Genomic DNA, 25,353 nt, shown 5'->3' with positions numbered 1-25,353 from the left:
AGTCGCCGGGCCCAGTCCTGCGGGGGCCGCCTTCAACGAGCCTGCTTCCGAAGAGTCCGTATCCGCCGAAGCGGCTTCCGGTGAGTCCGCTGCTGTCGAGCCTGGTCCTGCGGAGGCGGTCTTCATCCGGCCCGCACGCGGCGGGTCTGCTTCCGCCGAAGCGGCTTCCGGTGAGTCCCCTGCTGTCGAGCCCGGCCCCGCGGAGGCCGCCCCCGCTCGACCCGCACCCGCCGAGTCCGCATCTGGTCGGCTCGCGCCCGGTCGGCTCGCGCCCGGTCGGTCCGCCCCCGGAGAGCCGGCGCCCGCCGACCCCCTCTCCGTTGCCCTGCGCCGGACGTTCACCACCGGCCTGCCCATGTCCGCCGACTTCACCGTGCGGCAGGGCGGTGCGCTGGTGCTGGTCGCGATCGTGGCGCGGCTCGGAGTGTCGGCGGTGGCCGCGTACGCCATCGGCTACAAGGTGCTGTACGTCGCGACGATGGCCTTCTACTCCGTGCGGCAGGCCGCCTCCATCCACACCGCACACCTGCGGGGGACGGGGAGGGACGAGAGGAGCGAGATCGGACGGCAGGCCATGCTCGTGTCCGGCACGGTTGGCGCCGTCGCGGCCGTCCTGCTCTGCGTCACCGCGCCCTGGATCATGGCCGCCTTCGGTACCGGGCCCCAAGTCGCCCACGAGGGCGCCCTGTTCCTGCGCTGCGTCGGTCCGTATCTGCTGCTGATGGCCTGCTTCATCGCGCTCGGCGGGGTCTTCGAAGGGAGCGGGGGCGCACCGGCGCTGCTCCGGGTCACCGTGCTCGGCACGGCGGTCCAACTCCCGCTGGCGTACGGCCTGTCGGGGCTCGGGCTGCCCGGGGTGTGTCTGGCGATGGCGCTCTCGATGGGGGTGCAGTGCGGAGTGGTGGCGGTGTTGTTCCGGCGGGGCGGGGGCCGTCCGGCGGGCCGGGGTGCCGTGAAGGGGCGGCGCTCCCTCGACGCCGGCGAGCAGGGGGTGGCGCGTTCGGCCGTACGGCGCGGGAGTACCTGACCTCGGCGGGGGAGCGCGCGTCGGCCTCCGCGCCCGCCGCGTGACCGGCAGGACCTGCCCGGCCTCAGGGGGAGGTCGAGGCCGCCTTCGAGCGGGTGGCCTGACTGGGGAGCGGGGGTACGTCCGCCCAGGTGACCGACGCCCGCCACAGCTCCCGTGCGGCGGTGAGCGCCGCCGCGACCAGCAGGCCGTTGCGGAGGAGCAGGAGGACGATGCCCAGGTTGTCGCTGGCGACCACGTCGGCGAACCAGACCGGGAACTCCAGGACCGTCACGAAGGCCGCCGCCAGGACCAGGCCGACGGGGAGCCGCATGCGGCTGGCGCGGAAGCAGGAGCAGACGGCCGCGAGGCCGATCAGCCAGACGACGTACTGCGGGCTGATCACCCGGCTCGTGACCGTGAACATCAGCACCGCCACGAAGGCCGCGTCCGCGAGGGTGTGCGGGAGGAAGCGGGCCGCCATCAGACGCCAGAGCATGAGCCAGCCGAAGGCGATCGCGGTGAGGCCGAGGGCGGCCGTGCTGACCCAGTTGACGTAGGGGCCGACGAACTCGACCGAGCCGTAGTTCAGGAGCACCTGGCCCTGCCAGCCGAAGTGCCGGGCCACATGGAAGACCAGGGAGCCCAGCGACTCCACCTCCGTGCCCCGCGCGCGCTGGAAGGTCAGGAACGCGAACGCGCCCGGCATCGACACCGCGAAGACGGAGGCGACCGCCACGACCGTCACCGCCGCCGCGCCCCACGCCCGGCGCTTGACCGCGCCCAGCAGGAGCAGCGCGGGCCACACCTTCAGCAGGGCGCCGAAGCCCACCAGCGCGCCCATCACACGCGGGTGCCGGGCGCCGGCGAGCAGCGCGGCCACGGCGACCGCGGTCACCATCACGTCGTAGCGCGCGTACACGGTCGGGCCGAGGAGCGGGACGCCCGCCACCCACACCCAGGCACCGCGGAGCGTCCGGCCCGGGCGCAGGCCGGTGTAGAGCAGGAGTGCCAGGACCGCCAGGTCGGCGAGGCAGGCGAGGACGAAGAACGCGGACGCGTAGTCGAGGAAGCCCAGCAGGGCGGGGGAGAGGATCGGGAGGGCGGCGGCCGGCGGGTACTGCCAGGTGACGTCGTCGAGCGGGAAGCTGCCGTGCCGCAGGGTCTCGTACCAGCCCTGGTAGATCACCGACACATCGCTGGTGACGTCCGGGCCGGGGAACACGAACACCTTGAAGACGAACAGCAGCAGAACGATCCGGGTCAGGCCCCAGGTCCCCAGCAGCACTGCCAGCCGCCGTCTCGCGCCCGCGATCTCCACCTGAGCCCCTGTTCCGTGCCGTGCCTGCCGGGTGAGGGCCACATGTTCTCCCGAGCGGCTGTGCGATGGCCATGAAGCGCGGCCGTGCCGAGCTGTGAACCCTCCCCGGGTAAGGTCTGCCGCGTGCGCAAGACCCTGATCGTGACCAATGACTTTCCGCCCCGGCCAGGGGGCATCCAGGCCTTCCTGCACAACATGGCGCTGCGGCTCGATCCCGAGCGGCTCGTCGTCTACGCCTCGACCTGGAAGCGCGGCCGGGAGGGCGCCGAGGCGACCGCCGCCTTCGACGCCGAGCAGCCCTTCAGGGTCGTACGGGACAAGACGACCATGCTGCTGCCGACGCCCGCCGCGACCCGGACGGCCGTCGGGCTGCTGCGCGAACACGGATGTACGGCGGTGTGGTTCGGGGCGGCGGCACCGCTCGGGCTGATGGCGCCGGCGCTGCGCAAGGCCGGTGCCGAGCGGCTGGTGGCCACCACGCACGGGCACGAGGCCGGGTGGGCGCAGCTGCCCGCCTCGCGTCAACTCCTGCACCGTATCGGGGAGTCGACGGACACGATCACCTACCTCGGGGAGTACACGCGCTCGCGGATCGCCGGCGCGCTGAGCCCGGAGGCGGCGGCGGGGATGGTCCAACTGCCGCCGGGCGTGGACGAGAAGGTCTTCCATCCGGGCTCCGGCGGTGCCGAGGTGCGGGCCCGGCTCGGGCTGACCGAGCGGCCCGTCGTCGTGTGCGTCTCGCGGCTCGTGCCGCGCAAGGGGCAGGACACGCTGATCCTCGCGATGCCGCGCATCCTGGCTCGGCAGCCCGACGCCGTCCTGCTGATCGTGGGCGGCGGACCGTACGAGAAGGACCTGCGCAGGCTGGTGCGGGAGACGGGCGTGAGCGACTCCGTGCGCTTCACCGGCGCCGTGCCCTGGGCCGAACTGCCCGCGCACTACGGCGCCGGTGACGTCTTCGCGATGCCGTGCCGGACCCGGCGCGGGGGGCTCGACGTCGAGGGGCTCGGCATCGTCTACCTGGAGGCGTCGGCCACCGGCCTGCCGGTCGTCGCCGGTGACTCCGGCGGCGCGCCCGACGCGGTGCTCGACGGCGAGACCGGGTGGGTGGTGCGCGGCGGGTCCCCGGAGGAGGCCGCCGACCGGATCGTCGCGCTGCTCGCGGACCCGGAGCTGCGCCGCGACATGGGGGAGCGGGGGCGGCAGTGGGTCGAGGAACGGTGGCGCTGGGACCTCCTGGCGGAGCGGCTGAGGGCGCTGTTGTAGGGGCGCCATCCGGGGTGCCAGTTGATCGACCAGGGCGGGTGCGGGTGCGTGGGGGCTGGTCGCGCAGTTCCCCGCGCCCCTAAAACCCCCGGGGCGCGAACCCCCTGTTTTTTTCAGGGGCGCGGGGCTGTATCGATATGCGGCTCCGCCGCGTGGGTGCGACCAGCCACACACAACCCGCACCCGCCCGACCACCTCACCCGGCACCCCCCACGGCGCCCCAAAACTGGCGCAGCCCCTAGGCGGAACCGAATAATCCGCACATGCTGCGCGCATGACAGCAAAACTGACGCAGCATCAGCTGACGAGACGTCAAATACTGGGCATGATCGCCCTCCAGACCGCCGCCGCGGGCGGTCTCACCCGAATCGGCCTCCAGTCGGCGCAGGCGGTCGAACCCGCGGCCGTCGAAACCGCACCCGCGATCGTCGTCGGCTCCGGCTACGGCGGAGCGGTCGCCGCCCTCCGCCTCGGCCAGGCCGGCATCACCACGCTCGTCCTGGAGATGGGCAGGCTCTGGAACACCCCGGGCTCCGACGGCAAGATCTTCTGCAACACCGCCAACCCGGACCAGCGGTCGATGTGGTTCAAGACCCGCACCGAGGCCCCGCTCGCGAGCTTCCTCTGGCTGGACGTCGTCAACAAGGACATCACCCCGTACCCGGGCGTCCTGGACCGCGTGCACTACGACAGCATGTCCGTGTACGTGGGACGCGGTGTCGGCGGGGGCTCGCTGGTCAACGGCGGCATGGCGGTCACCCCGCGCCAGTCGTACTTCACCGAGCAGTTCCCCACCGTGGACGCCACCGCGATGTACAACACGTACTTCCCGCGCGCCCGCACCATGCTCGGCGTCAACACCGTCGACCCGACGTGGTTCGAGTCGACCGAGTGGTACCAGTTCACCCGCACCTCGCGGAAGGCCGCCACGAACACCGGCCTGACGACCACCTTCGTGCCCAACGTCTACGACTTCGGGTACATGCAGCAGGAGGCGGCCGGCACCGCCACCAAGTCCGCGCTCGCCCAGGAGGTCATCTACGGCAACAACTACGGCAAGAAGAGCCTCGACAAGACCTACCTCGCCTCCGCGCTCGGCACCGGCAAGGTCACCATCCACACCCTGGAGAAGGTGCGGGCCGTCACGCGGGCGAGCGACGGGTCGTACCAGCTGACCGTCGACCGGATCGACAACACCGGCGCGGTCGTCGAGACCAAGCAGTACAGCTGCACCTATCTGTTCCTCGGCGGCGGCAGCCTCGGCACCACCGAACTCCTCGTCCGCGCCCGGGACACCGGCACGCTGCCCGCGCTGGACGCCACGGTCGGGGCGGGCTGGGGGCCCAACGGCAACACCATGGTGGGCCGCGCCAACCACATCTGGGACACCACCGGAGCCAACCAGGCGACCATGCCGGTCATGGGCATCGACGACTGGTCCAACACCGACAACCCGGTCTTCGCGGAGATCGCCCCGCTGCCCATCGGGTTCGAGACCTGGGTGAGCCTCTATCTGGCGATCACCAAGAACCCCCAACGGGCCTCGTTCACCTACGACTCGGCGAGCGGCACGGTGAAGCTGGGCTGGACCGCGGCCCAGAGCGCGGTCTCGGTCGCCATGGCGAAGAAACTGTTCGACCGGATCAACTCGGCCAACGCGACGATCTACCGCTCCGACCTGTTCGGCACGCCCAGCAAGATCTTCGCGGACGACTTCTGCTACCACCCGCTGGGCGGCTGCGTGTTGGGCAAGGCGACCGACAACTACGGCCGGGTGAAGGGGTATTCGAAGCTGTACATCACCGACGGTTCGCTGGTGCCCGGCAACATCGGCGTGAACCCGTTCGTCACGATCACCGCGCTCGCCGAGCGCACGATGGAACGGGTCCTCGCCGAGGACACCTGACCCAACTCGCCCTCTACTTCTGGTAGATGGCCTCGATCTCGTCCGCGTAGTCCCTCGCCACCACATTCCGCTTGAGCTTCAGGGACGGCGTCAGGTGGCCCGACTCCTCCGTGAACTGGGAGGACAGAATGCGGAACTTCCGCACCGATTCCGCTTTCGACACCGCGGCGTTGCCGTCGTCGACGGCGTCCTGGATCGCCTGCACCAGATCCGGGTCGTCACGCAGCGACGCCGCGGTGGAACCCGCCGGCTTGCCGTGCTCCGCCGCCCAGCGGCCCAGGAACTCGTCGTCGATGGTGACCAGCGCGCCCACGAAGGGCCGCCCGTCCCCGACGACCATGCACTCCGCGACCAGCGCGTGCGCGCGGATGCGGTCCTCGATCACGGCCGGGGCGACGTTCTTGCCGCCCGCGGTGACGATGATCTCCTTCTTGCGGCCGGTGATCCTGAGGTAGCCGTCCTCGTCGAGGGTGCCGATGTCCCCGGTGTGGAACCAGCCGTCGGCCAGCGCCTCGGCCGTGGCGGCCTCGTTGTTCCAGTAGCCCTTGAACAGGTGCTCGCCGTGCAGCAGCACCTCGCCGTCGTCCGCGATGCGCACCACGGAGCCGGGCAGCGGCTGACCGACCGTGCCGATCTTCGTCCGGTCCCACGGGTTGAAGGCCGTGGCGGCACAGGACTCGGTCAGCCCGTACCCCTCGAGGACGGTGAACCCGATCCCCCGGAAGAAGTGCCCGAGCCGCTCGCCCAGCGGCGCGCCGCCGGAGATCGCGTACTCGCCCCGCCCGCCGAGCACCGCGCGCAGCTTGCTGTAGACGAGCTTGTCGAAGGTCTTGTACTTGATCTTCAGCCCGAGGGACGGACCCGACGGCGTGTCCAGCGCACGGCTGTACGCGATCGCGGTGTCGGCCGCCTTGTCGAAGATCTTGCCCTTGCCGTCCGCCTGCGCCTTGGCGCGCGCCGAGTTGTAGACCTTCTCGAAGACGCGCGGCACACCGAGGATCAACGTCGGCCGGAACGAGGCGAGTTCATCCGTGAGGTTCTTGATGTCCGGGACCAGGCCCAGCTTGATCGGCGCCATCATCGGCGCGATCTGCACCAGCCGTCCGAAGACGTGCGCGAGCGGCAGGAACAGCAGCACCGAGCACTCGCCGGTGCGGAACAGCGGGCGCAGCCGCTCCACGATGTTGCCGCACTCCGCGAAGAAGCTGCGGTGGGTCAGCACACAGCCCTTGGGACGACCCGTAGTACCCGAGGTGTACACGATGGTCGCCGGGTCGTCGGCCTTCGCCTGCGAGCTGCGCTCCTCGACGGTCGCGTCCGAGACGCCCTTGCCCGCGCGGCCCAGCTCGTCGATCGCGCCCGCGTCGATCTGCCAGACGTGCTTGAGCGCGGGCAGCTGGTCCCGCACCGACTCGACGGCGGCGGCGTGTCCGTCCTGCTCCACGACGAGCGCGGTGGCACCCGAGTCGCTCAGGATCCACTGCACCTGCTCCGGCGAGCTGGTCTCGTACACCGGCACGGTGATCCCGCCCGCGCACCAGATCGCGAAGTCGAGCAGCGTCCACTCGTACCGCGTGCGGGACATCAGCCCGACCCGGTCGCCGGGCTGGACGCCGGAGGCGATGAGCCCCTTGGCGGCGGCGTGCACCTCGGCGAGGAAGACCGTGGCGGTCACGTCCTGCCAGCCGCCGTTCGCCTTGCGGGCGATGACGGCGACATCTGGGTGCTGCGCGGCGTTTCTGCGGACGATGTCGGTCAGGTTGCCGTCCGCAGGGACCTCGTACAAAGCCGGAAGGCTGAACTCGCGCAAGACTGCTGCTCCTCATAGGGCGCCGGCGCCACGACGTTGTGTGATGCGACGGTCCGGTCCAAGGCTCGGGCAGGTGCGTCAGGACCGGATGATTGAAATCCTGAGCACGACTGGACTGCCCGGACGTTACCCGCCGGTATGGCTCCTACGACAGGGGGGTCCGGCGAGATGTTCGCTGCGTCACACAGATTGGTGTTTCCTCGCGCACAGTAGTCCACCCCTTTCTTGACTGGCCAGTAACGGCAAGCGAGGCCGCCACTGTTCACGTTTGCCGCACACGCCTACGCTTGATCGTCATGGCACCCACACCATCCGGTAACTCCCGCACGCGCGTCCATGTGGTCAGCGACGTGCACGGCAACGCCCGTGACCTGGCCGGAGCCGGCGAGGGTGCCGACGCCCTGATCTGCCTGGGCGACCTGGTCCTCTTCCTCGACTACGCCGACCATGCGCGCGGAATCTTCCCCGAACTGTTCGGCGAGGCGAACGCCGACCGCCTGGTCGAGCTGCGCACCGCCCGCCGCTTCGAGGAGGCCCGCGAACTCGGCGCCCGCCTCTGGAGCACCGTCGGCGGCGACCGCGCCGCCCTCATCGAGAAGGCGGTCCGCAAGCAGTACGCGGAGATGTTCGCCGCCTTCCCCACCCCGACGTACGCCACCTACGGCAATGTCGACATGCCGACCCTGTGGCCCGAGTACGCCGAACCCGGAACCACCGTGCTCGACGGCGAACGCGTCGAGATCGGCGGCTGGACCTTCGGCTTCGTCGGCGGCGGCCTGCGCACCCCCATGCGCACCCCGTACGAGATCAGCGACGAGGAGTACGCCGCCAAGATCGAGGCCGTGGGCGAGGTCGACGTCCTGTGCACCCACATCCCGCCCGAGGTCCCCGAGCTGGTCTACGACACCGTCGCGCGCCGTTTCGAGCGCGGCAGCCGGGCCCTCCTGGACGCGATCCGCCGCACCCGGCCCCGCTATTCACTGTTCGGCCACGTCCACCAGCCGCTCGTGCGCAGGATGCGGATCGGCGCGACGGAGTGCGTGAACGTCGGCCACTTCGCGGGCAGCGGGAAGCCGTGGGCACTGGAATGGTGACCGCTCGCCGATGCCGCAGGTAGGGGGTGCGGTAAGGGGGTTGGCGGGGAGGTAGCCTTCACGCTGCACGCACAAGCGCACGACGACGACGCCCTGCCGGTCCGCATCTGGAGGAGCCACAGCGATGGCGGAACACACCAGTTCGAGCATCACGATCGAGGCGGCACCGGCCGACGTCATGGAGGTGATCGCCGACTTCGCCCGCTACCCGGACTGGACCGGCGAGGTGAAGGAGGCGGACGTCCTCAAGACCGACGAGCGGGGCCGCGCCGAACAGGTCCGACTCGTCATGGACGCCGGCGCGATCAAGGACGACCAGGTCCTCGCGTACACCTGGACCGGCGACAATGAGGTCTCCTGGACCCTCGTCAAGTCCCAGATGCTGCGCTCCCTGGACGGCTCCTACCTCCTCAAGCCCACGGCCGCAGGCGCCACGGAGGTCACGTACCTCCTCACCGTGGACGTCAAGATCCCCATGCTGGGCATGATCAAGCGCAAGGCGGAGAAGGTCATCATCGACCGGGCGCTGGCGGGATTGAAGAAGCGGGTGGAGTCGGGGGAGAAGTAGGCGGGGTTTCTGCCAGCTCGCTCGGCGCCCACCTTTCAGCGCGGGCCGGCACAATCCAGCCCGTCCGGCGTTTGAGGACGAGGCCCCTTCAGGGCCGACGGGGGCCCGGGGGCGGAGCCCCCGGCAACGGCGCCCAACCCCCACCGACCGACTACCGTTCACAGACATGCGCACCCTCCTGATCACCGGCCCAGGCGGCAGCGGCCGCAGCACCATCGCCGCAGCCACCGCACAAGCCGCCGCAGGCACCGGCACCCGCACCCTGCTCCTAGGGGCAGACCGAGGCGACACCCTCGGCGCGGCCCTCGCCGTGCCGACAGGAGCGGCCCCCGTACACGTCACCGAACACCTCACCGCCTGGCGCCCCGACGCCACGGAGTCGTTCCGCACGGACCTCACCGCCTTCCAGACCCGGGCCTCCTCCGCCCTCGAACTCCTGGGCGCGGCACGCCTGGACGCGGAGGAACTCACCCCCCTCCCCGGCGCCGAGGAACTGAACCTGCTCCGCGCCCTGCGCGACGCGGCCCTGTCGGAGGCCTACGACCTGCTCGTGGTCGACCTCCCGCCCACCCCCCAGGCCCTGGCCCTCCTCGCCCTCCCCGAGGAACTCCGCCGCTACCTCCGCCGCCTCCTCCCCGCGGAGCGCCAGGCGGCCCGCGCCCTGCGCCCGGTCCTCGGCCGCCTCGCCGGCGTCCCGATGCCCTCGGAGTGGCTCTACGACACCGCGGGCCGGTGGGACGTAGAACTGGCCGCGGTCGAGGCGGTCCTCGCCGACCGCAACACGTCCGTACGCCTGGTCGCGGACCCCGGACCGGCAGGCGCCGACGCGGTCCGTGCCGCCGGTCTGGCCCTCGCCCTGCGCGGCCTGCGCCCGGATGCGCTGATCGCCAACCGAGTACTTCCGGAGTCCGTCGAGGACACCTGGCTCGCCGCCCTCAACGCCCAGCAGCGCAAGACCCTGGACGAGTGGCAGGGCGCGTACGACTGCCATCCCGTCCGCCACCTCGGCCACGACCCGCGCGGCACCGACGACCTCGCCGCGCTCGCCGTGCCCGGTGTCAACGCGACCGGCTCCACGGTCGAGTGGCCCGTGACCGACCAGCTCGCCGAGGACGGCGTCCTGGTCTGGCACATTCCGCTGCCCGGCGCGATACGGGACGAGCTGGACCTCGTCCGCCGCGGCGACGAACTCGTCGTCACCGTCGGCCGGTTCCGCCGTATCGTCCCCCTGCCGTCGGCCCTGCGCCGCTGCACCGTGGCCGGCGCCGCGCTGCGGGAGGGCGAGCTGCGCATCCGCTTCACGCCCGACCCGGGACTGTGGCCGCAGGGAAGGTGAGCATTGGTGCGTGCGGAGACGTGAAGCACGTACGCCCATTCGGGTAACGTCGTAGAGACGAACCGTAGTCAGGAGTCCGTCATGAGCGAAGAGCTCCCCCCGTACGAGGCCGGCAAGGAAGAGGCGCTCGACGAGGTGCGGGCGACCGACGCCGACGCCTGGGCGACGGCGGCCGCCGAAGACCTCGCGGCGGAGAAGGCCCGCCGCCGCACCCAGTACGGCCCGCCCCCGGGCTCGGCCGCCGAGGAACTGCGCAAGCTCGTCGACACCGTCACGGACAAGCTGTCCGGCCTCCAGTCCCCGCTGCTCGGCCAGGTCGCCGGACCGGCCGCCCAGCAGGTGGTCAAGCAGGTCGTCCAGCAGGCCAAGGCCGCCGTCGAGCCCGTCATCGAACGCAACCCGGACGTCTTCGACCACCTCGCGGCGGCCGGCAGCGAACTCCTCGCCGCGTACCGCTCCGCCGTCCAGGCCCAGGAACAGCGCTGGACCGCCCGCGACACCGAACTGAAGAAGCTGCGCGACCCCGGCGACGACTCCGGCCCGGGGGAGCGCATCGACCTCGACTAGCCAGTCCCGAGGGTCCGCCGCCGCCGTCCCGTCCGCACGGTGGTGACGGTCCCGTCCTACGGACCGACGTCGCTGATCCGACGTCGGCCCCTCGGGTACGGTGGGCCGTAGCGGGGCTCGACCGAAACTGAGGGATTCATGGGACTCACCATCGGCGTCGACATCGGCGGCACCAAGATCGCGGCCGGCGTGGTCGATGAGGAAGGCAACATCCTGTCGACCCACCAGGTGCCCACCCCGGGCACGCCCGAGGGCATCGTCGACGCCATCGCCGCCGCCGTCGAGGGTGCGCGCGCCGGGCACGAGATCGTGGGCGTGGGCATCGGCGCGGCAGGGTACGTCAACCGCCAGCGCTCCACGGTCTACTTCGCGCCGAACATCGACTGGCGCCAGGAGCCGCTGAAGGAGAAGGTCGAGGCTCGCGTGGGCCTCCCCGTCGTCGTGGAGAACGACGCGAACGCCGCGGCCTGGGGCGAGTACAAGTTCGGCGCCGGCAAGGGCCACCGCAACGTCATCTGCATCACCCTCGGCACCGGCCTCGGCGGCGGCATCATCATCGGCAACAAGCTGCGCCGCGGGCACTTCGGCGTGGCCGCCGAGTTCGGCCACATCCGCATGGTCCCGGACGGCCTGCTGTGCGGCTGCGGCAGCCAGGGCTGCTGGGAGCAGTACGCCTCCGGCCGCGCCCTCGTCCGTTACGCCAAGCAGCGCGCCAACGCGACCCCCGAGGCCGCGGACGTCCTGCTCTCCCTCGGCGACGGCACCCCCGAGGGCATCGAGGGCAAGCACATCTCCATGGCCGCCCGGCAGGGAGACCCGGTCGCCGTCGACTCCTACCGCGAACTGGCCCGCTGGGCCGGCGCGGGCCTCGCCGACCTCGCCTCCCTCTTCGACCCCTCCGCGTTCATCGTCGGCGGCGGCCTCTCGGACGAGGGCGAACTGGTCCTCGACCCGATCCGCAAGTCCTACAAACGCTGGCTGGTCGGCGGCAACTGGCGCCCGGTCGCCGACGTGATCGCGGCCCAGCTGGGCAACAAGGCGGGCATGGTCGGAGCGGCGGACCTGGCGAGGGAGCCGGACCCGATCATGTGAGTTGTTTTTCAGGGGCGCGGGGAACTGCGCGACCAGCCACGAACGACCGGCAGTCGCCCACGTACCCCGCGCCCCGAGCTGTCAGGCGGCGTAAATTGATCCACATGGCGCCGCTCCCCAACTCCCGCACCGAACCCGACGGTTCCGCGATCATCCGCGTCCTGAGCTACAACATCCGCTCGATGCGCGACGACACAGCCGCACTGGCCCGGGTGATCAGGGCCTGCGCCCCGGACCTCGTCCTCGTCCAGGAAGCCCCCCGCTTCTTCCGCTGGCGCAAGAAGCTCGCCCGCCTGGCCTCCGCGTCCGACCTGGTCGTCCTCTCCGGCGGAGGCACCGCAGCGGGGCCCGCCCTGCTCTGTTCCCTCCGCGCCACGGTCGAGCGCACCGAGGACGTGCTCCTCCCCCTCACCCCCGGCGAACACCGCCGCGGTTTCGCGACCGCGGTCGTCCGCTTCGGCGGCGCCCGGCTCGGCGTCCTCAGCTGCCATCTCAGCCTCCGCGACGACGAGCGCTACGACCAGGGCGGCATGCTGCTCGACCGGCTGGCCGGCATGGGCGTGGACCACGCGATCGCGGGCGGCGACCTCAACGACCGCCCCGGCGGCCGCACCTTCACCCGGCTGGCCAAGGACCTCCAGGACTGCTGGGCCACCTCACCCTGGGGCGACGAGTACACCTGGACCCCCGGCAACCCCTTCCAGCGCATCGACGCGATCTTCGCGACACCGGGCGTCGAGGTGCTGGGCTGCGGGGTGCCGTCGGAGCAGCCGGGAGTGACGGAGACGGACTTGAGGGCGGCCACGGACCACTTCCCGGTCCTGGCCGCCCTCAGAATTCCCGCCGTTCCATAACGTCAGACGACGGCCCCGCGCCCGGGGTCGTCCCCCTCCTCGTCGTCCGTCCGCATCCGCATCACCAGCGTGCCGAAGCCGCCGAGGAAGCCGCCGATGCCGACGGTCGCCAGCCACCAGGTCATGTCCCAGCCGAGCAGCACCGCCAGCAGCAGCAGGATCGGGCCGCCGATCACCCCGAGCCAGGCGAACTTGGCCGTCGTGTCGGCGGCCGGCAGCGGAGGCGGCTCCGGCGGCACGAAGTGGCCCTCGTCGTCCTCGTCGAAGTCGTCCTCGGAGGAGTCCGGCGCGGTGTAGTCACGGGGACCGCCGACGCCGGGCGCGAAGGAGACGGAGCTGCCCAGCGGCTTGGCGGGAGGCGGCTCCTCCGCGCCTTTGTCCTTGTCCTTGCCGTTGGAGGACTGCTCCTTGGCCTTGGGCTGCTCGTCGTTCTTCTCGGGGTCGAGCAGCGCCAGGTCCTCGATCGACTTGAACGGCTTGGCGCCCGGCGGATCCTTGGGCTCGTCGCCGTATCCGGCGACGATCGCGGCCCACGCGGCCTCCTCGTCGAACGGGACGCCCTGCTCGTCCGGTTCGAGGCCCTCGCGGTCGGAGTCGTGCTCAGCCACCTGTGGCCGTCCCTTCCTGCTCGCTCACCCGGCCCGTGTCGGACGCCTGCTTGCCGACACTGGGTGCGAGCCGGCCGATGAACGTGAAGCTCTCCTCGAAAATCCGGTCCGCGTCGTGGTCCAACGTCGCGACGTGGTAGCTCTGTTCCAGCAGGATTTCCGTCACGTCGGCCGAGGAAACGCGACTGAGCACACGGGCCGAGTCGGCCGGCGGCACCACATGGTCCTGGGTGCTGTGCAGCAGCAGGAGCGGCTGGGTGACCTGCGGGAGCTCGCGGTCGACCAGCCGGAAGAAATTGCGCAGCGAGTGGGCGGAGTGCAGCGGCACCTTGTCGTAGCCGACCTCGTCGCTGCCCTCCTTCGCGATGTCGCTGGCGATACCCGGCGCCGTACGCACCAGGTGGCGGGCGACCGGAAGGGCGTACGCGGCGATGCCGTGCACCTTGATGCCGGGGTTGACGACCACGACGCCGCTGATCTCGTCGCCGTGCCTGGCGGCCAGCCGCAGGGCCAGCGCGCCGCCCATGGACAGGCCCGCGACGAAGACCTGCGAGCAGCGCTCGCGCAGAGCGCGCAGCTCGCGGTCCACCTCCGCGTACCAGTCCTGCCAGCCGGTGAGCTGCATGTCCTCCCAGCGGGTGCCGTGCCCGGGCAGCAGCGGCAGCGACACGGTGAGGCCGCGCTCGGCCAGATACTCCGCCCAGGGGCGCAGCGACTGCGGGGAACCGGTGAAGCCGTGGCAGAGGAGAACTCCGACCTCCCCGCCCTCGTGGCGGTACGGCTCGGCTCCGGGGAGGACCGGCACCTTCGGTCTCCTGTTCATGAGAGGGGCGTGTTCATGTTCATGAAGAAGGGTGTGCGTCAGTGAGGCGTGAACGAGTCCAGGTGCGGTTAACCGTACGCGACCGCACTGACACCGACCAGGGCCGTCGGGTCCTTTGACGGTGCTCCGGGTTAAGGTCTGATCGACGAGCACAGGAGGCACTCGGTTGTTGTACGGCACGATGAAGGTCGCCATCGGTGGGCCGCTGAAGGTCGCCTTCCGGCCGTGGGTGGAGGGCCTCGAGAACATTCCGGCGGAGGGCGCCGCCATCCTGGCGAGCAATCACCTCTCCTTCTCGGACTCGTTCTTCCTGCCCGCGGTCCTCGACCGCAAGGTGACCTTCATCGCGAAGGCCGAGTACTTCACGACGCCCGGGGTGAAGGGCAAACTGACGGCCGCGTTCTTCAAGGGCGCCGGCCAGCTCCCGGTGGACCGCTCGGGTGCGCGCGGGGCGGGCGAGGCCGCGATCAAGGCCGGGCTCGACGTCCTGGAGCGCGGCGAACTGTTCGGTATCTATCCGGAGGGCACGCGCTCCCCGGACGGCCGCCTGTACCGCGGCAAGCCCGGCGGCCTCGCGCGCGTGGCGCTCGCCAGCGGCGCCCCGGTGATCCCGGTCGCCATGATCGACACGGAGAAGATCCAGCCGCCCGGCAAGGTCGTACCGAAGCTGATGCGCCCGGGCATCCGGATCGGCAAACCGCTCGACTTCAGCCGGTACAACGGCATGGAGCACGACCGTTTCGTGCTGCGCGCCGTGACCGACGAGGTCATGTACGAAATCATGAAGCTCTCCGGCCAGGAGTACGTGGACATCTACGCGACGGCCGCCAAGCGGCAGATCGCGGAGGCGGCGAAGGCCGAGAAGGAAGCGGACAAGGCCACCAAGGCCGCGCTCGCACAAGCGGAGAAGGAACAGACCAGCCCCTAGGCGGGGTGGTCTGTTGGGGGTGGGGGAGTTGGCCAGGCGCGAGCGTGTGATCCGGATGTCCGTCGAGCAGCCGTTGTGGCGTGCCCTGAGCGGCTACCGGGTGCTGACCATGTTCTACGCGGTCGGGCTGTTCGCCACCGCCTACGACGAGTTCGACCGTCCGGGCATCGCGATCGCCTTCTACGTCGTCCTGTTCGTCTGGACGTTCGCCACCCTGCCCCGCGTGCAGAGCGCGGTCGCCTGCACCAAGCGCTTCCTCGCCGTCGACCTCTCGATCGCGCTGACCGGCATCGTCCTCACGCCGCTGGCGGCCAACGACCACCACATAGACAGCGGCGGCCCCACCCTGCCGTCGATATGGACCGCCGGTTCGGTCCTCGCCTTCGCCATCAAGGGCGGCTGGCGCTGGGCCGCGTTCGCCTCCACCCCGGTCGCCGTCGCCAACCTGATCGAGCGCGGCTCCCCGGCCCGCGACACCGTCCACAACGTGGTCCTCGTCTGGGTCGCCTCCATCGCCATCGGCTACGTCGTGGAGGTCGCCCGCGCCTCCGAGCGCACCCTCGCCCGCGCCCTGGAGATCGAGGCCACCACCCGGGAACGGGAGCGGCTGGCCCGGGACATCCACGACGGTGTCCTCCAGGTGCTGGCCATGGTGCAGCGGCGCGGTGCCGTGCTCGGCGGCGAGGCGGGCGAGCTGGGCCGGATGGCGGGCGAACAGGAGATCGCCCTGCGCACCCTGGTCTCCGGCGGCCTCGTACCCGTCTCCCGGGTGTCGCTGGACGCGGCGGAGGGCGCGGTCGTGAGGGCCGTGGAGGAAGAATCCGAAGAAGACGACGACGGCCCGGTGGACCTGCGCACGCTGCTCGCTCCGTACGCCGCCGCGAAGGTGAGTTTCGCCGAGCCCGGTGCCCCGGTGCCGCTGCCCGCGCCCGCCGCCAAGGAGCTGGCCGCCGCTGTCGGTGCCGCCCTGGACAATGTGCGCAGGCATGCCGGTGCGGACGCCCGTGCCTGGATCCTGGTCGAGGACGAACCCGGGGAGGTCGTGGTGACCGTACGGGACGACGGGCCCGGTATCCCGGAGGGGCGGCTGGCGCAGGCCGAGGGGGAGGGGCGGCTCGGGGTCGCCCTGTCGATCCGGGGGCGGCTGCGGGACCTGGGCGGGAGTGCCGAGCTGGTCTCGATTCCCGGGCAGGGTACGGAAGTTGAGCTGAAGGTACCGAAGGCGCGGGGGAAGGCGGGGACACGATGAGTGAGCAGCGGGGCCCGATCAGGGTCATGGTGGTCGACGACCACCCGATGTGGCGCGACGCGGTCGCCCGCGACCTGGCCGAGTCCGGCTTCGAGGTGGTAGCCACCGCCGGGGACGGCGAGCAGGCGGTACGCCGGGCCCGGGCGGCCGCCCCGGACGTCCTGGTCCTCGACCTGAACCTGCCGGTACTGCCGGGCGTCCAGGTCTGCAAGGAACTGGTGGGCGCCAACCCGGCGTTGCGCGTCCTGGTCCTTTCCGCGAGCGGTGAGCACGCCGACGTACTGGAGGCGGTGAAGTCGGGCGCGACCGGCTATCTGCTCAAGTCGGCCTCCACGGAAGAGCTGTTGGACGCGGTGCGCCGGACGGCGGTCGGCGACCCGGTGTTCACCCCCGGGCTGGCCGGACTGGTCCTCGGCGAGTACCGCCGCCTGGCCTCGGACCCGGCACCGGCCGCCGACAGCGACGAGCCGAAGGCGCCCCAACTCACCGACCGCGAGACCGAAGTACTGCGCCTGGTCGCCAAGGGCCTGAGCTACAAGCAGATCGCCGAGCGCCTGGTCATCTCGCACCGCACGGTCCAGAACCACGTCCAGAACACCCTGGGCAAGCTCCAGTTGCACAACCGGGTGGAGCTGGTGCGGTACGCGATAGAGCGCGGACTCGACGACGCGTAGACCGACCCGGTAGATCAACTACCCGACAATTCAACGGAATTGATCTCGGAATTGACCTTCCCGCCCATCCCTCTGTGACCTGGATCACCATTAGCGTGGCTGTCACAGGAAACTGCGGCGAAGGGAATTTTCCATGCGCGTCGGAGTACTGACCGGAGGCGGCGACTGCCCCGGACTCAACGCCGTCATCCGGGGCATCGTCCGCAAGGGCGTCCAGGAGTTCGGCTACGACTTCGTCGGCTACCGGGACGGCTGGCGAGGTCCGCTCGAAGGCGACACCGTCCGTCTCGACATCCCCGCCGTGCGCGGCATCCTGCCCCGCGGCGGCACCATCCTCGGCTCCTCCCGCACCAACCCGCTGAAGCTGGAGAACGGCATCGGCCGCATCAAGGCCAACCTCGCCGCCCAGGAGGTCGACGCGCTCGTCGTGATCGGCGGCGAGGACACCCTCGGCGTGGCCGCGCGGCTCTCGGACGAGTACGGCGTGCCGTGTGTCGGCGTACCGAAGACCATCGACAACGACCTGTCCGCCACCGACTACACCTTCGGCTTCGACACCGCCGTGGGCATCGCCACCGAGGCCATCGACCGGCTGCACACCACCGCCGAGTCGCACATGCGGGTCCTGGTCTGCGAGGTCATGGGCCGCCACGCCGGCTGGATCGCCATCCACTCCGGCCTGGCCGGCGGCGCCAACGTCATCCTCATCCCCGAGCAGCGCTTCGACGTCGACCAGGTGTGCGGCTGGATCACCTCCCGCTTCAAGGCGTCGTACGCCCCGATCGTGGTCGTGGCGGAAGGGGCCATGCCCAAGGACGGCGACGTGGTCCTCAAGGACGGCACCCTCGACTCCTTCGGGCACGTACGGCTGTCCGGGGTCGGTGAATGGCTGGCCAAGGAGATCGAGAAGCGGACCGGCAAGGAGGCCCGCACCACCGTCCTCGGCCACATCCAGCGCGGCGGCACCCCCAGCGCCTTCGACCGCTGGCTCGCCACCCGCTTCGGCCTCCACGCCATCGAGGCCGTCCGCGACGGCGACTTCGGCAAGATGGTCGCCCTGCGCGGCACGGACATCGTCCGCGTCCCCATCGCGGAGGCCACAGCCCAACTGAAGACGGTCGACCCGAAGCTGTACGAGGAGGTCGGGGTGTTCTTCGGCTGAGGCGGCTGAACCGGCGCTGGTGGGTTGTCGGCCGTATATTCGGCCCATAACCCACCAGAACGGGAGCGGTCGTGGAGATCCTTGCCTTCGGTGTCCAGGCCGACGAGCGGCCGCTGATCGAGAGCGCGTTCGCCGGCCACCACGAGGTCCGCTGTCTGAGCGTCTTCCTCGACGAGGACACCGCGCCCATCGCCGCCGGCCACGAGATCATCTCCACGAGCGTCAACGCCGACCTGAACCCCCGCGTACTCCAGACCCTCGCGGCCGGCGGCACCCAACTCATCGCCCAACGCTCCACCGGCTTCAACAACATCGACCTGGACGTGGCGGAACGCCTCGGCCTCACGGTCGCCCGCGTCTCGTACTACTCGCCGTACTCCGTCGCCGAGTTCGCCTGGACCCTCGCGATGGCCGTGAACCGCCGGATCGTCCGCGCGGCGACCCGCACCCGTGACTTCGACTTCCGGCTCGACGGCCTGATGGGCCGCGACCTGCGCGGCCGTACCGTCGGAGTGCTCGGCACCGGAAAGATCGGCGAGGCGTTCACCCGGATCGCCCACGGTTTCGGGATGCGGCTGCTCGGCTGGGACGTCGCCGAGAACCCGGCCTGTGTCGAACTCGGCATGACGTACGTCCCCAAGGAACAGCTCCTCGCCGAGTCCGACCTGGTCACCCTGCACGTCCCGCTGCTGCCGGAGACCCGGCGGCTCATCGACGCCGACGCGCTGAAGGCGATGAAGGACGACGCGATCCTCGTCAACTCCAGCCGCGGCGGCCTGATCGACACCGCGGCCCTCGTCGCCGAACTGCGCGAGGGCCGCTTCACGGGCGTGGGCCTGGACGTCTACGAGGCGGAGGCGGGCCTGTTCTTCCTCGACAGGTCCCTGGAGGCCGTCGACGACGACACCCTGGCCCGCCTGGTCACCTTCCCGAACGTCCTGGTCACCTCCCACCAGGCGTACTACACCGAGGACGCCGTCGGCCAGATCATCGACGCGACCGTGCGCAACGTCCTCGACTACACGGCCGGCCGCCGCTCCGAGAACGTGCTCGTGCCCCGCAGCTGACCCACCAACTCCCGTACGACAGCAGCCCCGTTGAGCGTCAGCACCGACTCCGGGTGGAACTGGACGCCGGCGAACCCCGGCCCCCGTAGCGCATGCACCTCACCACTCGCGCTACGGCTGACCTCCACACCGTGGGCCTCCAGCTCGGCGGCCGCCTCGTCGTCGCAGCGCGCCACGAAGCTGTTGTAGAAGCCGACGGTCTCCTCCCGGCCGAACAGGTCGACCGTCGTCTGCGCCCCCTGGTACGGAACCTCCTTGCGGACGATCTCCAACCCCAGCTCCGCCGCGATCAGTTCGTGCCCGAGACACACGCCGAGGACACCGTGCCGGTTCGCCCGGAGGACCTCGGCGGTCAGCGCCCTCAGGAAGCGCATCTTCGGGTCGGCCGTGTCGGAGGGGTCACCGGGGCCCGGCCCCAGCACCACCGGCCCCTCGTGCGCGAGCACCGCCTCCCGCAGCCCCTCCTCGTCGTACCGGCGCACGGTCACCTCCAGGCCGCTCGACCGCAGCACGTGCGCGAGCATCGCCGTGAAGGTGTCCTCCCCGTCGACGACCAGCGCGTGCCCGGTCAACTCCTCGGAGCGCTCCTGCATCCGCAGCCAGAAGGGCGCCAGGGAGGTGCGGCGACCGTCGAGGGCGGCGCGCACCCGAGGGTCGTCGGCCAGCCGGGGCCGCGTGCTCTCCTCGCGCGGCCGGGACGGTCGTACGCCGAGAGCCGCCAGGACTCCCGCCGCCTTCGCGTGGGTCTCCGCGACCTCGCCCGCCGGGTCGGAGCCGCGGACGAGGGTGGCGCCGACCGGGACCCGCAGCCGGCCGGCCGGGTCGATGTCGGCGGTGCGGATGAGGATGGGGGAGTCGAGGGTCTGGGCGCCGCCGGAGTCGTGGCCGACGAGGGCGAGGGCGCCGGCGTAGTAACCCCTTCCGCCCACCTCGTGCCGTTCGATGACCCGGCAGGCGTTCTGCACCGGCGACCCGGTGACGGTCGCCGCGAACATGGTCTCCTTCAGGACCTCCCGCGCATCCAGCGAGGACCGGCCGCGCAACTCGTACTCGGTGTGCGCGAGATGGGCCATCTCCTTCAGCCGCGGCCCGACCACGACCCCGCCCATGTCGCCGACCGTGCACATCATCTTCAGTTCCTCGTCGACGACCATCGACAGCTCCTCGATCTCCTTGCCGTCGGCGAGGAAATCCAGCAGGTGCTCGGGCGTGGGCCCCTCCGCCGGATAGCGGTACGTCCCGCTGATCGGGTTCATGACGACCGTCCCGCCGGACATCCGCACGTGCACCTCGGGACTCGCGCCCACCAGTGTGCGCTCACCCGTGTGCACGACGAACGTCCAGTACGCGCCCCGCTCACCCACCAGCAGCCGCCGGAACAGCGCCAGCGCGTCGGCCCTGCCGTACCCCGGGATCTCGCCCTCGTACGTCCGCCGGATGACGAAGTTGGCGCCCTCGCCGCGCCCGATCTCCTCCCGCAGCACCCGCCCGACGATCTCCCCGTACGCCTCGTCACCGACGTCGAAGCCGCCGCCCTCGACCCGCACGTCGTGCGCGGGCAGCTGGTCCAGTGCGTCGGCGAGCGGGATCTCGTACGACTCCTCGGGGGTGAGGAAGGCCAGGGGAGTGCCGTCGTCGCGGACGTCGAAGCCGCGTTCGCGGATCTGGCGGTAGGGGATCAGGGCCAGGCCCTCGGCGGGGAGGTCGGCGATGCGGTCGTGGGTGGAGACCGGGCCGAGGAAGACCTCCACCGTGTTCTCGTCGTGGCCCGGTGTGCGGCGGCGCAGCAGGGCGAACGGTCGGTCGTCGTTCAGCAGCTGTGTCAGGTCCATGGTTCCTCTGCCATCGATGGAGGAGGAACGACCCCGGAAACGCCGAAGGCCGCCCCTCGGGCGGCCTTCGCGGAGTACTGGGAGTACGCGCAGTCAGTGGGCCGCCGGATGAGCGGTCCACCACCAGTTCTGGTTCGTGTGCTGGGTCGAGTGCGCGAACATGCGAGGCACCCTACCCCACGCGCACCTGAGCATGCGGGTGTCTCACCTGTCGAGCCGTGCGAAAACGACTCGACACGACCCCGTAATGTTGAGGGCGTGACCGTGAACGCTAAGACCAGCGCCAGCGCTGGCAACACCTGGCGAGACCTGCCCGCGGCGCAGCAGCCCGAGTACCCCGACACCGAGGCTCTGCGCGCAGTGATCGCGGACCTCGCGTCGTATCCGCCGCTCGTCTTCGCGGGCGAGTGCGACCAGCTGCGTGCCCGGTTGGCGGCCGTCGCCAAGGGAGAGGCGTTCCTCCTCCAGGGCGGCGACTGCGCCGAGGCCTTCGACGCGGTGTCCGCCGACCACATCCGCAACAAGCTGAAGACCCTGCTCCAGATGGGCGCCGTACTGACGTACGCCGCCTCGGTGCCGGTGGTCAAGGTCGGCCGGATCGCCGGCCAGTACTCCAAGCCGCGCTCCAAGTCGACCGAGACCCGCGACGGGGTGACCCTCCCCACCTACCGGGGCGACTCCGTCAACGGCTTCGCCTTCACCGAAGAGGCCCGCGTCCCGGACCCCGAGCGCCTGAAGCGGATGTACAACGCGTCCGCCTCCACGCTCAACCTGGTGCGCGCCTTCACCACCGGCGGCTACGCCGACCTGCGCCAGGTGCACGCCTGGAACCAGGACTTCGTGAAGTCGTCCCCCTCCGGCCAGCGCTACGAGCAGCTCGCGCGGGAGATCGACAACGCGCTGAACTTCATGCGGGCCTGCGGGACGGACCCGGAGGAGTTCAAGACCGTCGAGTTCTACTCCTCGCACGAGGCGCTCCTGCTGGACTACGAGTCGGCCCTGACCCGGGTCGACTCCCGCACCGGCAGGCTCTACGACGTCTCCGGGCACATGGTGTGGATCGGCGAGCGCACCCGCCAACTGGACGGCGCGCACATCGAGTTCGCCTCCCAGATCCGCAACCCGATCGGCATCAAGCTCGGCCCGACGACCACCGCCGAGGACGCCCTCCAGTACATCGAGCGCCTCGACCCGGACCGCGAGCCCGGCCGGCTCACCTTCATCGTGCGGATGGGTGCGGACAAGGTCCGCGACAAGCTGCCCGAGCTGGTCGAGAAGGTCACCGCGTCCGGCGCGACCGTCGCCTGGATCACCGACCCGATGCACGGCAACACGTACGAGGCGGCCTCCGGTCACAAGACCCGCCGCTTCGACGACGTGCTCGACGAGGTGAAGGGCTTCTTCGAGGTCCACAAGGGCCTCGGCACCCACCCGGGCGGCATCCACGTCGAGCTCACCGGTGACGATGTCACCGAGTGCGTGGGCGGCGGCGACGAGATCTTCGTCGACGACCTGCACCAGCGCTACGAGACGGCCTGCGACCCGCGCCTCAACCGCAGCCAGTCCCTCGACCTGGCCTTCCTCGTCGCCGAGATGTACAGGGACCAGTAAGGGTTTCACCTGTTACAGCAGAGTGCCGTGGGGCGGGGATCACATACGATCCCCGCCCCACAGCACTTTTACAGGACCTGCGCGGCGGGTAAGGTTAGGTTAGCCTCACCGATTGTCGGGACGGCACCACAGATTTCGATCCCGCCCGGGAGGTGACCCGCGTGTACGTCTGCAACTGCTTCGGTGTGACCGAGGCGCAGGTCGCGAAGCACGCGGAGGGCGGTGCCTGCACCCCCCGGCAGATAGCGTCGGCCTGCAAGGCGGGCACCGACTGCGGTTCGTGCGTACGCCGGATCCAGGCGCTGCTGGGCCGGGGCGCCTGTCCGCGCCGGGAGACGGCCGACCAGGGCGAGCCGGTCTTCGCCGAGCTGGCCGAACTGGAAGACGCCGCCTAGGACCGGACGGGTCTCAGCTGGGCTGCTCGATCTGCTGCGCGATGTACAGCGCCTCGCCGAGCTGCTCGATCAGCTGGAGCTGCGTGTCGAGGTAGTCGATGTGGTGCTCCTCGTCCTCGAGGATGTCCTCGAAGATGTTCGCCGAGGTGACGTCGCCCTTCGCGCGCATCACCTCGATACCCCGCTTGAGCCGGTCGATCGCCTCGACCTCCACCTGCCGGTCCGCCTGGAACATCTCGGTGACCGTCTGACCGACCCGGACGTGGAACAGCCGCTGGTAGTTCGGCAGACCGTCGAGCATCAGGATGCGCTCGGTGATCCTGTCCGCGTGCTTCATCTCGTCGATGGACTCTTCACGCGTGTACTTGGCGAGCTTGGTCCAGCCGTTGTTGTCCTGGATGCGGTAGTGCAGCCAGTACTGGTTGATCGCGGTCAGCTCACCGGTGAGCTGCTCGTTCAGGAACTCGAGGACCTCGGGGTCGCCCTGCATCGCAGAGGCTCCTTCCAAAACAAGGGGAACTGGCGGGTTGCGCCGCATGATTGCACCGGCGCGAAGAGGTCGTCCAGTAAGTGCATGCTTAGTAGGAGTTGCCCGAATCCGCCCAGAGCCGGTCATGTGCACCGGCCCCCGTCTGTCAGGATGGAGTCATGGGTCAGAGAGGGGTCGAACAGTCCGAGCTGCCGCCCGGCCAGCGACTTCAGCGCGGCTGGCCGGTCACCCACTACGGCCCGGTCCCCAAGTTCCGCCCCGAGCGCTGGGAGTTCCGGGTCTTCGGCGCCACCGCCGACGGCGAGAAGCACTGCTGGAACCACGACGAGTTCACCGCTCTGCCCTACGACTCGGTCGTGGCCGATCTGCACTGCGTCACGAAGTTCAGCATGCTGGGCGCCGAATGGGGCGGCATCCCCGCCCGCACGATCCTGGAGACCGCCCCGCCGTCAGCCGCCGTCACCCATGTCATGGTCTGGGCGGAGTACGGCTTCAGCGCCAACCTCCGCCTCGCCGACTTCGCGGCCGAGGGCACGATTTTCGCCACCCACAAGGACGGCGAACTCCTCACCGCGGAACACGGCTTCCCGCTCCGCCTGGTCGTCCCCCACCTGTACGCCTGGAAGGGCCCGAAGTGGGTCCGGGGCGTCGAGTACATGACCGCCGACCGGCGCGGCTTCTGGGAGGAACGCGGGTACCACAACGTCGGGGACCCGTGGAAGGAACAGCGGTACTCGTACCAGGAGGGCCCCGGCGAGGGCCCGGAGCTGTAAGCCCCTCCGGGGCTACGAGTCCCTGAGCTTCTTCAGCCGCTCCACGTCCGCCGCGTGCCCTTCCCTGCCGCCGGGCGTCTCGATGATCAGCGGTACGCCTTCGGTCGCCGGGTGGGTCATCAGCGCGCGGAACGGATCCTCGCCGATGTGCCCGGAGCCGATGTTCTCGTGGCGGTCCTTGTGGGCTCCGACGACATCTTTGGAGTCGTTGGCATGGATCAGTTTCAGCCGCCCCTCACCCACCGTGTCCACCAGCAGATCGAGGGTCTGGTGCATGCCGGACGGGCCGGTCAAGTCGTGGCCCGCGGCGAAGATGTGGCACGTGTCCAGGCACACGCCCAGCTTCGGATGGGCGTCCAGCGCCTCGAAGTACGGCCCGAAGTCCCAGGTCCGCGAACACAGCGAGGAACCCTGACCGGCCGTCGACTCCAGCAGCAGGAACGGGTCGTCGTCATGGGTGAGTTCGTCCAGCAGCGGCAGCAGATGCTCCCGCACCTGCGCCAGCGCCACGGCCCGCTCCCGCCCACCCGTCGCACTCCCCGTGTGCACGACCACGCCGAGCGCGCCGATCTCCCGGCCGCGCCGCAGCGAGTGCCGTAGCGACTCGACGGACTTCTCCACGGTGGCCTCGGTGTGCGAGCCGAAGTTGATCAGGTACGGCGCGTGCACGTACGCCGGGATGGACTCGGCCTCGCACACCGCGCGGAACTCCTCGTCCTGGCGCGGGTTCCCGGCCGGTGTCGCCCAGCCGCGCGGGTTGGCGACGAAGACCTGCACGGTCTCGGCGGCCAGCTCACGGGCGTAGGACAGCCCCACGGAGTGGAGACCGCCGGCCACCGGGACATGGCCGCCGACGGGGTTGCGGGAAGGGATGCGGGAGGAAGAGGGGGACGCGCTGCTCACCCGACCAGGGTGTCACGC

General features: G+C 70.6%; 25 protein-coding genes. 17 read left to right on the top strand and 8 right to left on the bottom strand.

All coding sequences use genetic code 11. From position 1 onward, the window contains the following. The coding region (locus SSP08S_RS55180) for an MATE family efflux transporter (protein WP_245607865.1) at positions 1-1,027 on the top strand (1,027 nt) is incomplete at its 5' end. Positions 1,028-1,091: 64 nt separating this feature from the next. On the opposite strand, the gene SSP08S_RS11835 is transcribed toward SSP08S_RS55180, so the two are convergent. Further along, a complete protein-coding gene (locus tag SSP08S_RS11835) occupies positions 1,092-2,327 on the bottom strand; it encodes a glycosyltransferase 87 family protein (protein ID WP_019067807.1) in 1,236 nt (411 codons plus the stop codon). A 123-nt stretch (positions 2,328-2,450) separates the two neighbouring features. Between SSP08S_RS11835 and SSP08S_RS11830 the strand changes: the two genes are divergently transcribed. Both SSP08S_RS11830 and SSP08S_RS11825 read left to right on the top strand, forming a co-directional pair. Then, on the top strand, positions 2,451-3,593 hold the full coding sequence (locus SSP08S_RS11830; RefSeq protein ID WP_019067806.1) for a glycosyltransferase family 4 protein: 1,143 nt from the start codon (positions 2,451-2,453) through the stop codon (positions 3,591-3,593). A 274-nt stretch (positions 3,594-3,867) separates the two neighbouring features. After that, positions 3,868-5,499: a GMC oxidoreductase gene (locus tag SSP08S_RS11825; protein ID WP_500809280.1), complete on the top strand. Its 1,632-nt coding sequence runs from the start codon at positions 3,868-3,870 to the stop codon at positions 5,497-5,499. Positions 5,500-5,512: 13 nt separating this feature from the next. Here SSP08S_RS11825 and SSP08S_RS11820 read toward each other — a convergent pair whose 3' ends face one another. Further along, the gene (locus SSP08S_RS11820) at positions 5,513-7,309 is read right to left on the bottom strand and encodes an AMP-dependent synthetase/ligase (RefSeq protein ID WP_019067804.1); all 1,797 of its coding nucleotides are present in this window, start codon (positions 7,307-7,309) and stop codon (positions 5,513-5,515) included. A gap of 338 nt (positions 7,310-7,647) precedes the next feature. Here SSP08S_RS11820 and SSP08S_RS11815 point away from each other — a divergent pair, with 338 nt between their 5' ends. The 6 genes from SSP08S_RS11815 (at position 7,648) to SSP08S_RS11790 (ending at position 12,820) form a co-directional block, all read left to right on the top strand. Then, the gene (locus SSP08S_RS11815) at positions 7,648-8,403 is read left to right on the top strand and encodes a metallophosphoesterase family protein (protein WP_019067803.1); all 756 of its coding nucleotides are present in this window, start codon (positions 7,648-7,650) and stop codon (positions 8,401-8,403) included. Positions 8,404-8,527: 124 nt separating this feature from the next. Next, positions 8,528-8,971 (top strand): SRPBCC family protein, encoded by a 444-nt coding sequence (locus SSP08S_RS11810; RefSeq protein ID WP_019067802.1) that lies wholly within the window; start codon positions 8,528-8,530, stop codon positions 8,969-8,971. Between the two features lie 166 nt (positions 8,972-9,137). Continuing rightward, positions 9,138-10,307, top strand: coding sequence for an ArsA family ATPase (locus SSP08S_RS11805; RefSeq protein WP_019067801.1), 1,170 nt, complete (start codon positions 9,138-9,140; stop codon positions 10,305-10,307). A gap of 81 nt (positions 10,308-10,388) precedes the next feature. Further along, the gene (locus tag SSP08S_RS11800) at positions 10,389-10,874 is read left to right on the top strand and encodes a DUF5304 domain-containing protein (RefSeq protein ID WP_019067800.1); all 486 of its coding nucleotides are present in this window, start codon (positions 10,389-10,391) and stop codon (positions 10,872-10,874) included. A gap of 138 nt (positions 10,875-11,012) precedes the next feature. Continuing rightward, positions 11,013-11,966 carry an ROK family glucokinase gene (locus SSP08S_RS11795; protein WP_019067799.1) on the top strand — a complete coding sequence of 318 codons (954 nt, stop codon included), beginning with the start codon at positions 11,013-11,015 and terminating at the stop codon, positions 11,964-11,966. Positions 11,967-12,070: 104 nt separating this feature from the next. Further along, a complete protein-coding gene (locus SSP08S_RS11790; protein WP_019067798.1) occupies positions 12,071-12,820 on the top strand; it encodes an endonuclease/exonuclease/phosphatase family protein in 750 nt (249 codons plus the stop codon). Between the two features lie 2 nt (positions 12,821-12,822). Here SSP08S_RS11790 and SSP08S_RS11785 read toward each other — a convergent pair whose 3' ends face one another. Next, on the bottom strand, positions 12,823-13,428 hold the full coding sequence (locus tag SSP08S_RS11785; RefSeq protein ID WP_019067797.1) for a hypothetical protein: 606 nt from the start codon (positions 13,426-13,428) through the stop codon (positions 12,823-12,825). Then, on the bottom strand, positions 13,421-14,233 hold the full coding sequence (locus SSP08S_RS11780) for an alpha/beta hydrolase (RefSeq protein WP_019067796.1): 813 nt from the start codon (positions 14,231-14,233) through the stop codon (positions 13,421-13,423). The genes SSP08S_RS11785 and SSP08S_RS11780 overlap by 8 nt, the downstream gene beginning before the upstream one ends. A 199-nt stretch (positions 14,234-14,432) precedes the next feature. Here SSP08S_RS11780 and SSP08S_RS11775 point away from each other — a divergent pair, with 199 nt between their 5' ends. The 5 genes from SSP08S_RS11775 (at position 14,433) to SSP08S_RS11755 (ending at position 19,331) form a co-directional block, all read left to right on the top strand. Next, a complete protein-coding gene (locus tag SSP08S_RS11775) occupies positions 14,433-15,179 on the top strand; it encodes a lysophospholipid acyltransferase family protein (RefSeq protein WP_043259396.1) in 747 nt (248 codons plus the stop codon). 28 nt (positions 15,180-15,207) lie between these two features. Then, a complete protein-coding gene (gene macS / locus SSP08S_RS11770) occupies positions 15,208-16,428 on the top strand; it encodes a MacS family sensor histidine kinase (RefSeq protein ID WP_026178407.1) in 1,221 nt (406 codons plus the stop codon). Next, positions 16,425-17,102 (top strand): response regulator, encoded by a 678-nt coding sequence (locus SSP08S_RS11765; RefSeq protein WP_019067793.1) that lies wholly within the window; start codon positions 16,425-16,427, stop codon positions 17,100-17,102. The genes macS and SSP08S_RS11765 overlap by 4 nt, the downstream gene beginning before the upstream one ends. A 133-nt stretch (positions 17,103-17,235) precedes the next feature. Continuing rightward, on the top strand, positions 17,236-18,264 hold the full coding sequence (locus tag SSP08S_RS11760) for a 6-phosphofructokinase (protein ID WP_019067792.1): 1,029 nt from the start codon (positions 17,236-17,238) through the stop codon (positions 18,262-18,264). A 71-nt stretch (positions 18,265-18,335) separates the two neighbouring features. Further along, a complete protein-coding gene (locus SSP08S_RS11755; RefSeq protein WP_019067791.1) occupies positions 18,336-19,331 on the top strand; it encodes a 2-hydroxyacid dehydrogenase in 996 nt (331 codons plus the stop codon). Here the strand turns inward: SSP08S_RS11755 and SSP08S_RS11750 are convergent. Both SSP08S_RS11750 and SSP08S_RS64490 read right to left on the bottom strand, forming a co-directional pair. Then, on the bottom strand, positions 19,283-21,163 hold the full coding sequence (locus SSP08S_RS11750; RefSeq protein ID WP_019067790.1) for a phenazine-specific anthranilate synthase component I: 1,881 nt from the start codon (positions 21,161-21,163) through the stop codon (positions 19,283-19,285). The genes SSP08S_RS11755 and SSP08S_RS11750 overlap by 49 nt on opposite strands. A gap of 93 nt (positions 21,164-21,256) precedes the next feature. Further along, the gene (locus SSP08S_RS64490; protein WP_369407086.1) at positions 21,257-21,325 is read right to left on the bottom strand and encodes a trp operon leader peptide; all 69 of its coding nucleotides are present in this window, start codon (positions 21,323-21,325) and stop codon (positions 21,257-21,259) included. A gap of 96 nt (positions 21,326-21,421) precedes the next feature. Between SSP08S_RS64490 and SSP08S_RS11745 the strand changes: the two genes are divergently transcribed. Together SSP08S_RS11745 and SSP08S_RS11740 are read left to right on the top strand one after the other, a co-directional pair. After that, positions 21,422-22,774, top strand: a complete 1,353-nt coding sequence (locus SSP08S_RS11745) for a class II 3-deoxy-7-phosphoheptulonate synthase (protein WP_019067789.1) — start codon at positions 21,422-21,424, stop codon at positions 22,772-22,774. Positions 22,775-22,926: 152 nt separating this feature from the next. Next, entirely contained in the window at positions 22,927-23,169 is a 243-nt protein-coding gene (locus tag SSP08S_RS11740) for a (2Fe-2S)-binding protein (RefSeq protein WP_043259391.1), read from the top strand. 13 nt (positions 23,170-23,182) lie between these two features. On the opposite strand, the gene bfr is transcribed toward SSP08S_RS11740, so the two are convergent. Next, positions 23,183-23,659 (bottom strand): bacterioferritin, encoded by a 477-nt coding sequence (gene bfr / locus SSP08S_RS11735; protein WP_019067787.1) that lies wholly within the window; start codon positions 23,657-23,659, stop codon positions 23,183-23,185. 158 nt (positions 23,660-23,817) lie between these two features. Here bfr and SSP08S_RS11730 point away from each other — a divergent pair, with 158 nt between their 5' ends. Beyond that, complete coding sequence (locus SSP08S_RS11730; protein ID WP_019067786.1) at positions 23,818-24,432, top strand: sulfite oxidase-like oxidoreductase; 615 nt, start codon at positions 23,818-23,820, stop codon at positions 24,430-24,432. Between the two features lie 12 nt (positions 24,433-24,444). Here SSP08S_RS11730 and SSP08S_RS11725 read toward each other — a convergent pair whose 3' ends face one another. Continuing rightward, positions 24,445-25,335: a deoxyribonuclease IV gene (locus SSP08S_RS11725; protein WP_019067785.1), complete on the bottom strand. Its 891-nt coding sequence runs from the start codon at positions 25,333-25,335 to the stop codon at positions 24,445-24,447. Between the last annotated feature and the right edge of the window lie 18 nt (positions 25,336-25,353).

This window comes from Streptomyces hokutonensis (assembly GCF_000376565.1).
In the GTDB taxonomy this organism is placed as follows: domain Bacteria; phylum Actinomycetota; class Actinomycetes; order Streptomycetales; family Streptomycetaceae; genus Streptomyces; species Streptomyces hokutonensis.
This window is presented reverse-complemented; position numbering and strand designations above follow the sequence as displayed.

Excerpts from the sequence above, each read along its gene's own strand:
- SSP08S_RS11825 (WP_500809280.1), top strand. The coding sequence starts at position 3,868 with ATGACAGCAAAACTGACGCAGCATCAGCTGACGAGACGTCAAATACTG.
- SSP08S_RS11810 (WP_019067802.1), top strand. The coding sequence starts at position 8,528 with ATGGCGGAACACACCAGTTCGAGCATCACGATCGAGGCGGCACCGGCC.
- SSP08S_RS11805 (WP_019067801.1), top strand. The coding sequence starts at position 9,138 with ATGCGCACCCTCCTGATCACCGGCCCAGGCGGCAGCGGCCGCAGCACC.
- SSP08S_RS11800 (WP_019067800.1), top strand. The coding sequence starts at position 10,389 with ATGAGCGAAGAGCTCCCCCCGTACGAGGCCGGCAAGGAAGAGGCGCTC.
- SSP08S_RS11795 (WP_019067799.1), top strand. The coding sequence starts at position 11,013 with ATGGGACTCACCATCGGCGTCGACATCGGCGGCACCAAGATCGCGGCC.
- SSP08S_RS11790 (WP_019067798.1), top strand. The coding sequence starts at position 12,071 with ATGGCGCCGCTCCCCAACTCCCGCACCGAACCCGACGGTTCCGCGATC.
- SSP08S_RS11775 (WP_043259396.1), top strand. The coding sequence starts at position 14,433 with ATGAAGGTCGCCATCGGTGGGCCGCTGAAGGTCGCCTTCCGGCCGTGG.
- SSP08S_RS11765 (WP_019067793.1), top strand. The coding sequence starts at position 16,425 with ATGAGTGAGCAGCGGGGCCCGATCAGGGTCATGGTGGTCGACGACCAC.
- SSP08S_RS11760 (WP_019067792.1), top strand. The coding sequence starts at position 17,236 with ATGCGCGTCGGAGTACTGACCGGAGGCGGCGACTGCCCCGGACTCAAC.
- SSP08S_RS11750 (WP_019067790.1), bottom strand. The coding sequence starts at position 21,163 with ATGGACCTGACACAGCTGCTGAACGACGACCGACCGTTCGCCCTGCTG.
- bfr (WP_019067787.1), bottom strand. The coding sequence starts at position 23,659 with ATGCAGGGCGACCCCGAGGTCCTCGAGTTCCTGAACGAGCAGCTCACC.
- SSP08S_RS11730 (WP_019067786.1), top strand. The coding sequence starts at position 23,818 with ATGGGTCAGAGAGGGGTCGAACAGTCCGAGCTGCCGCCCGGCCAGCGA.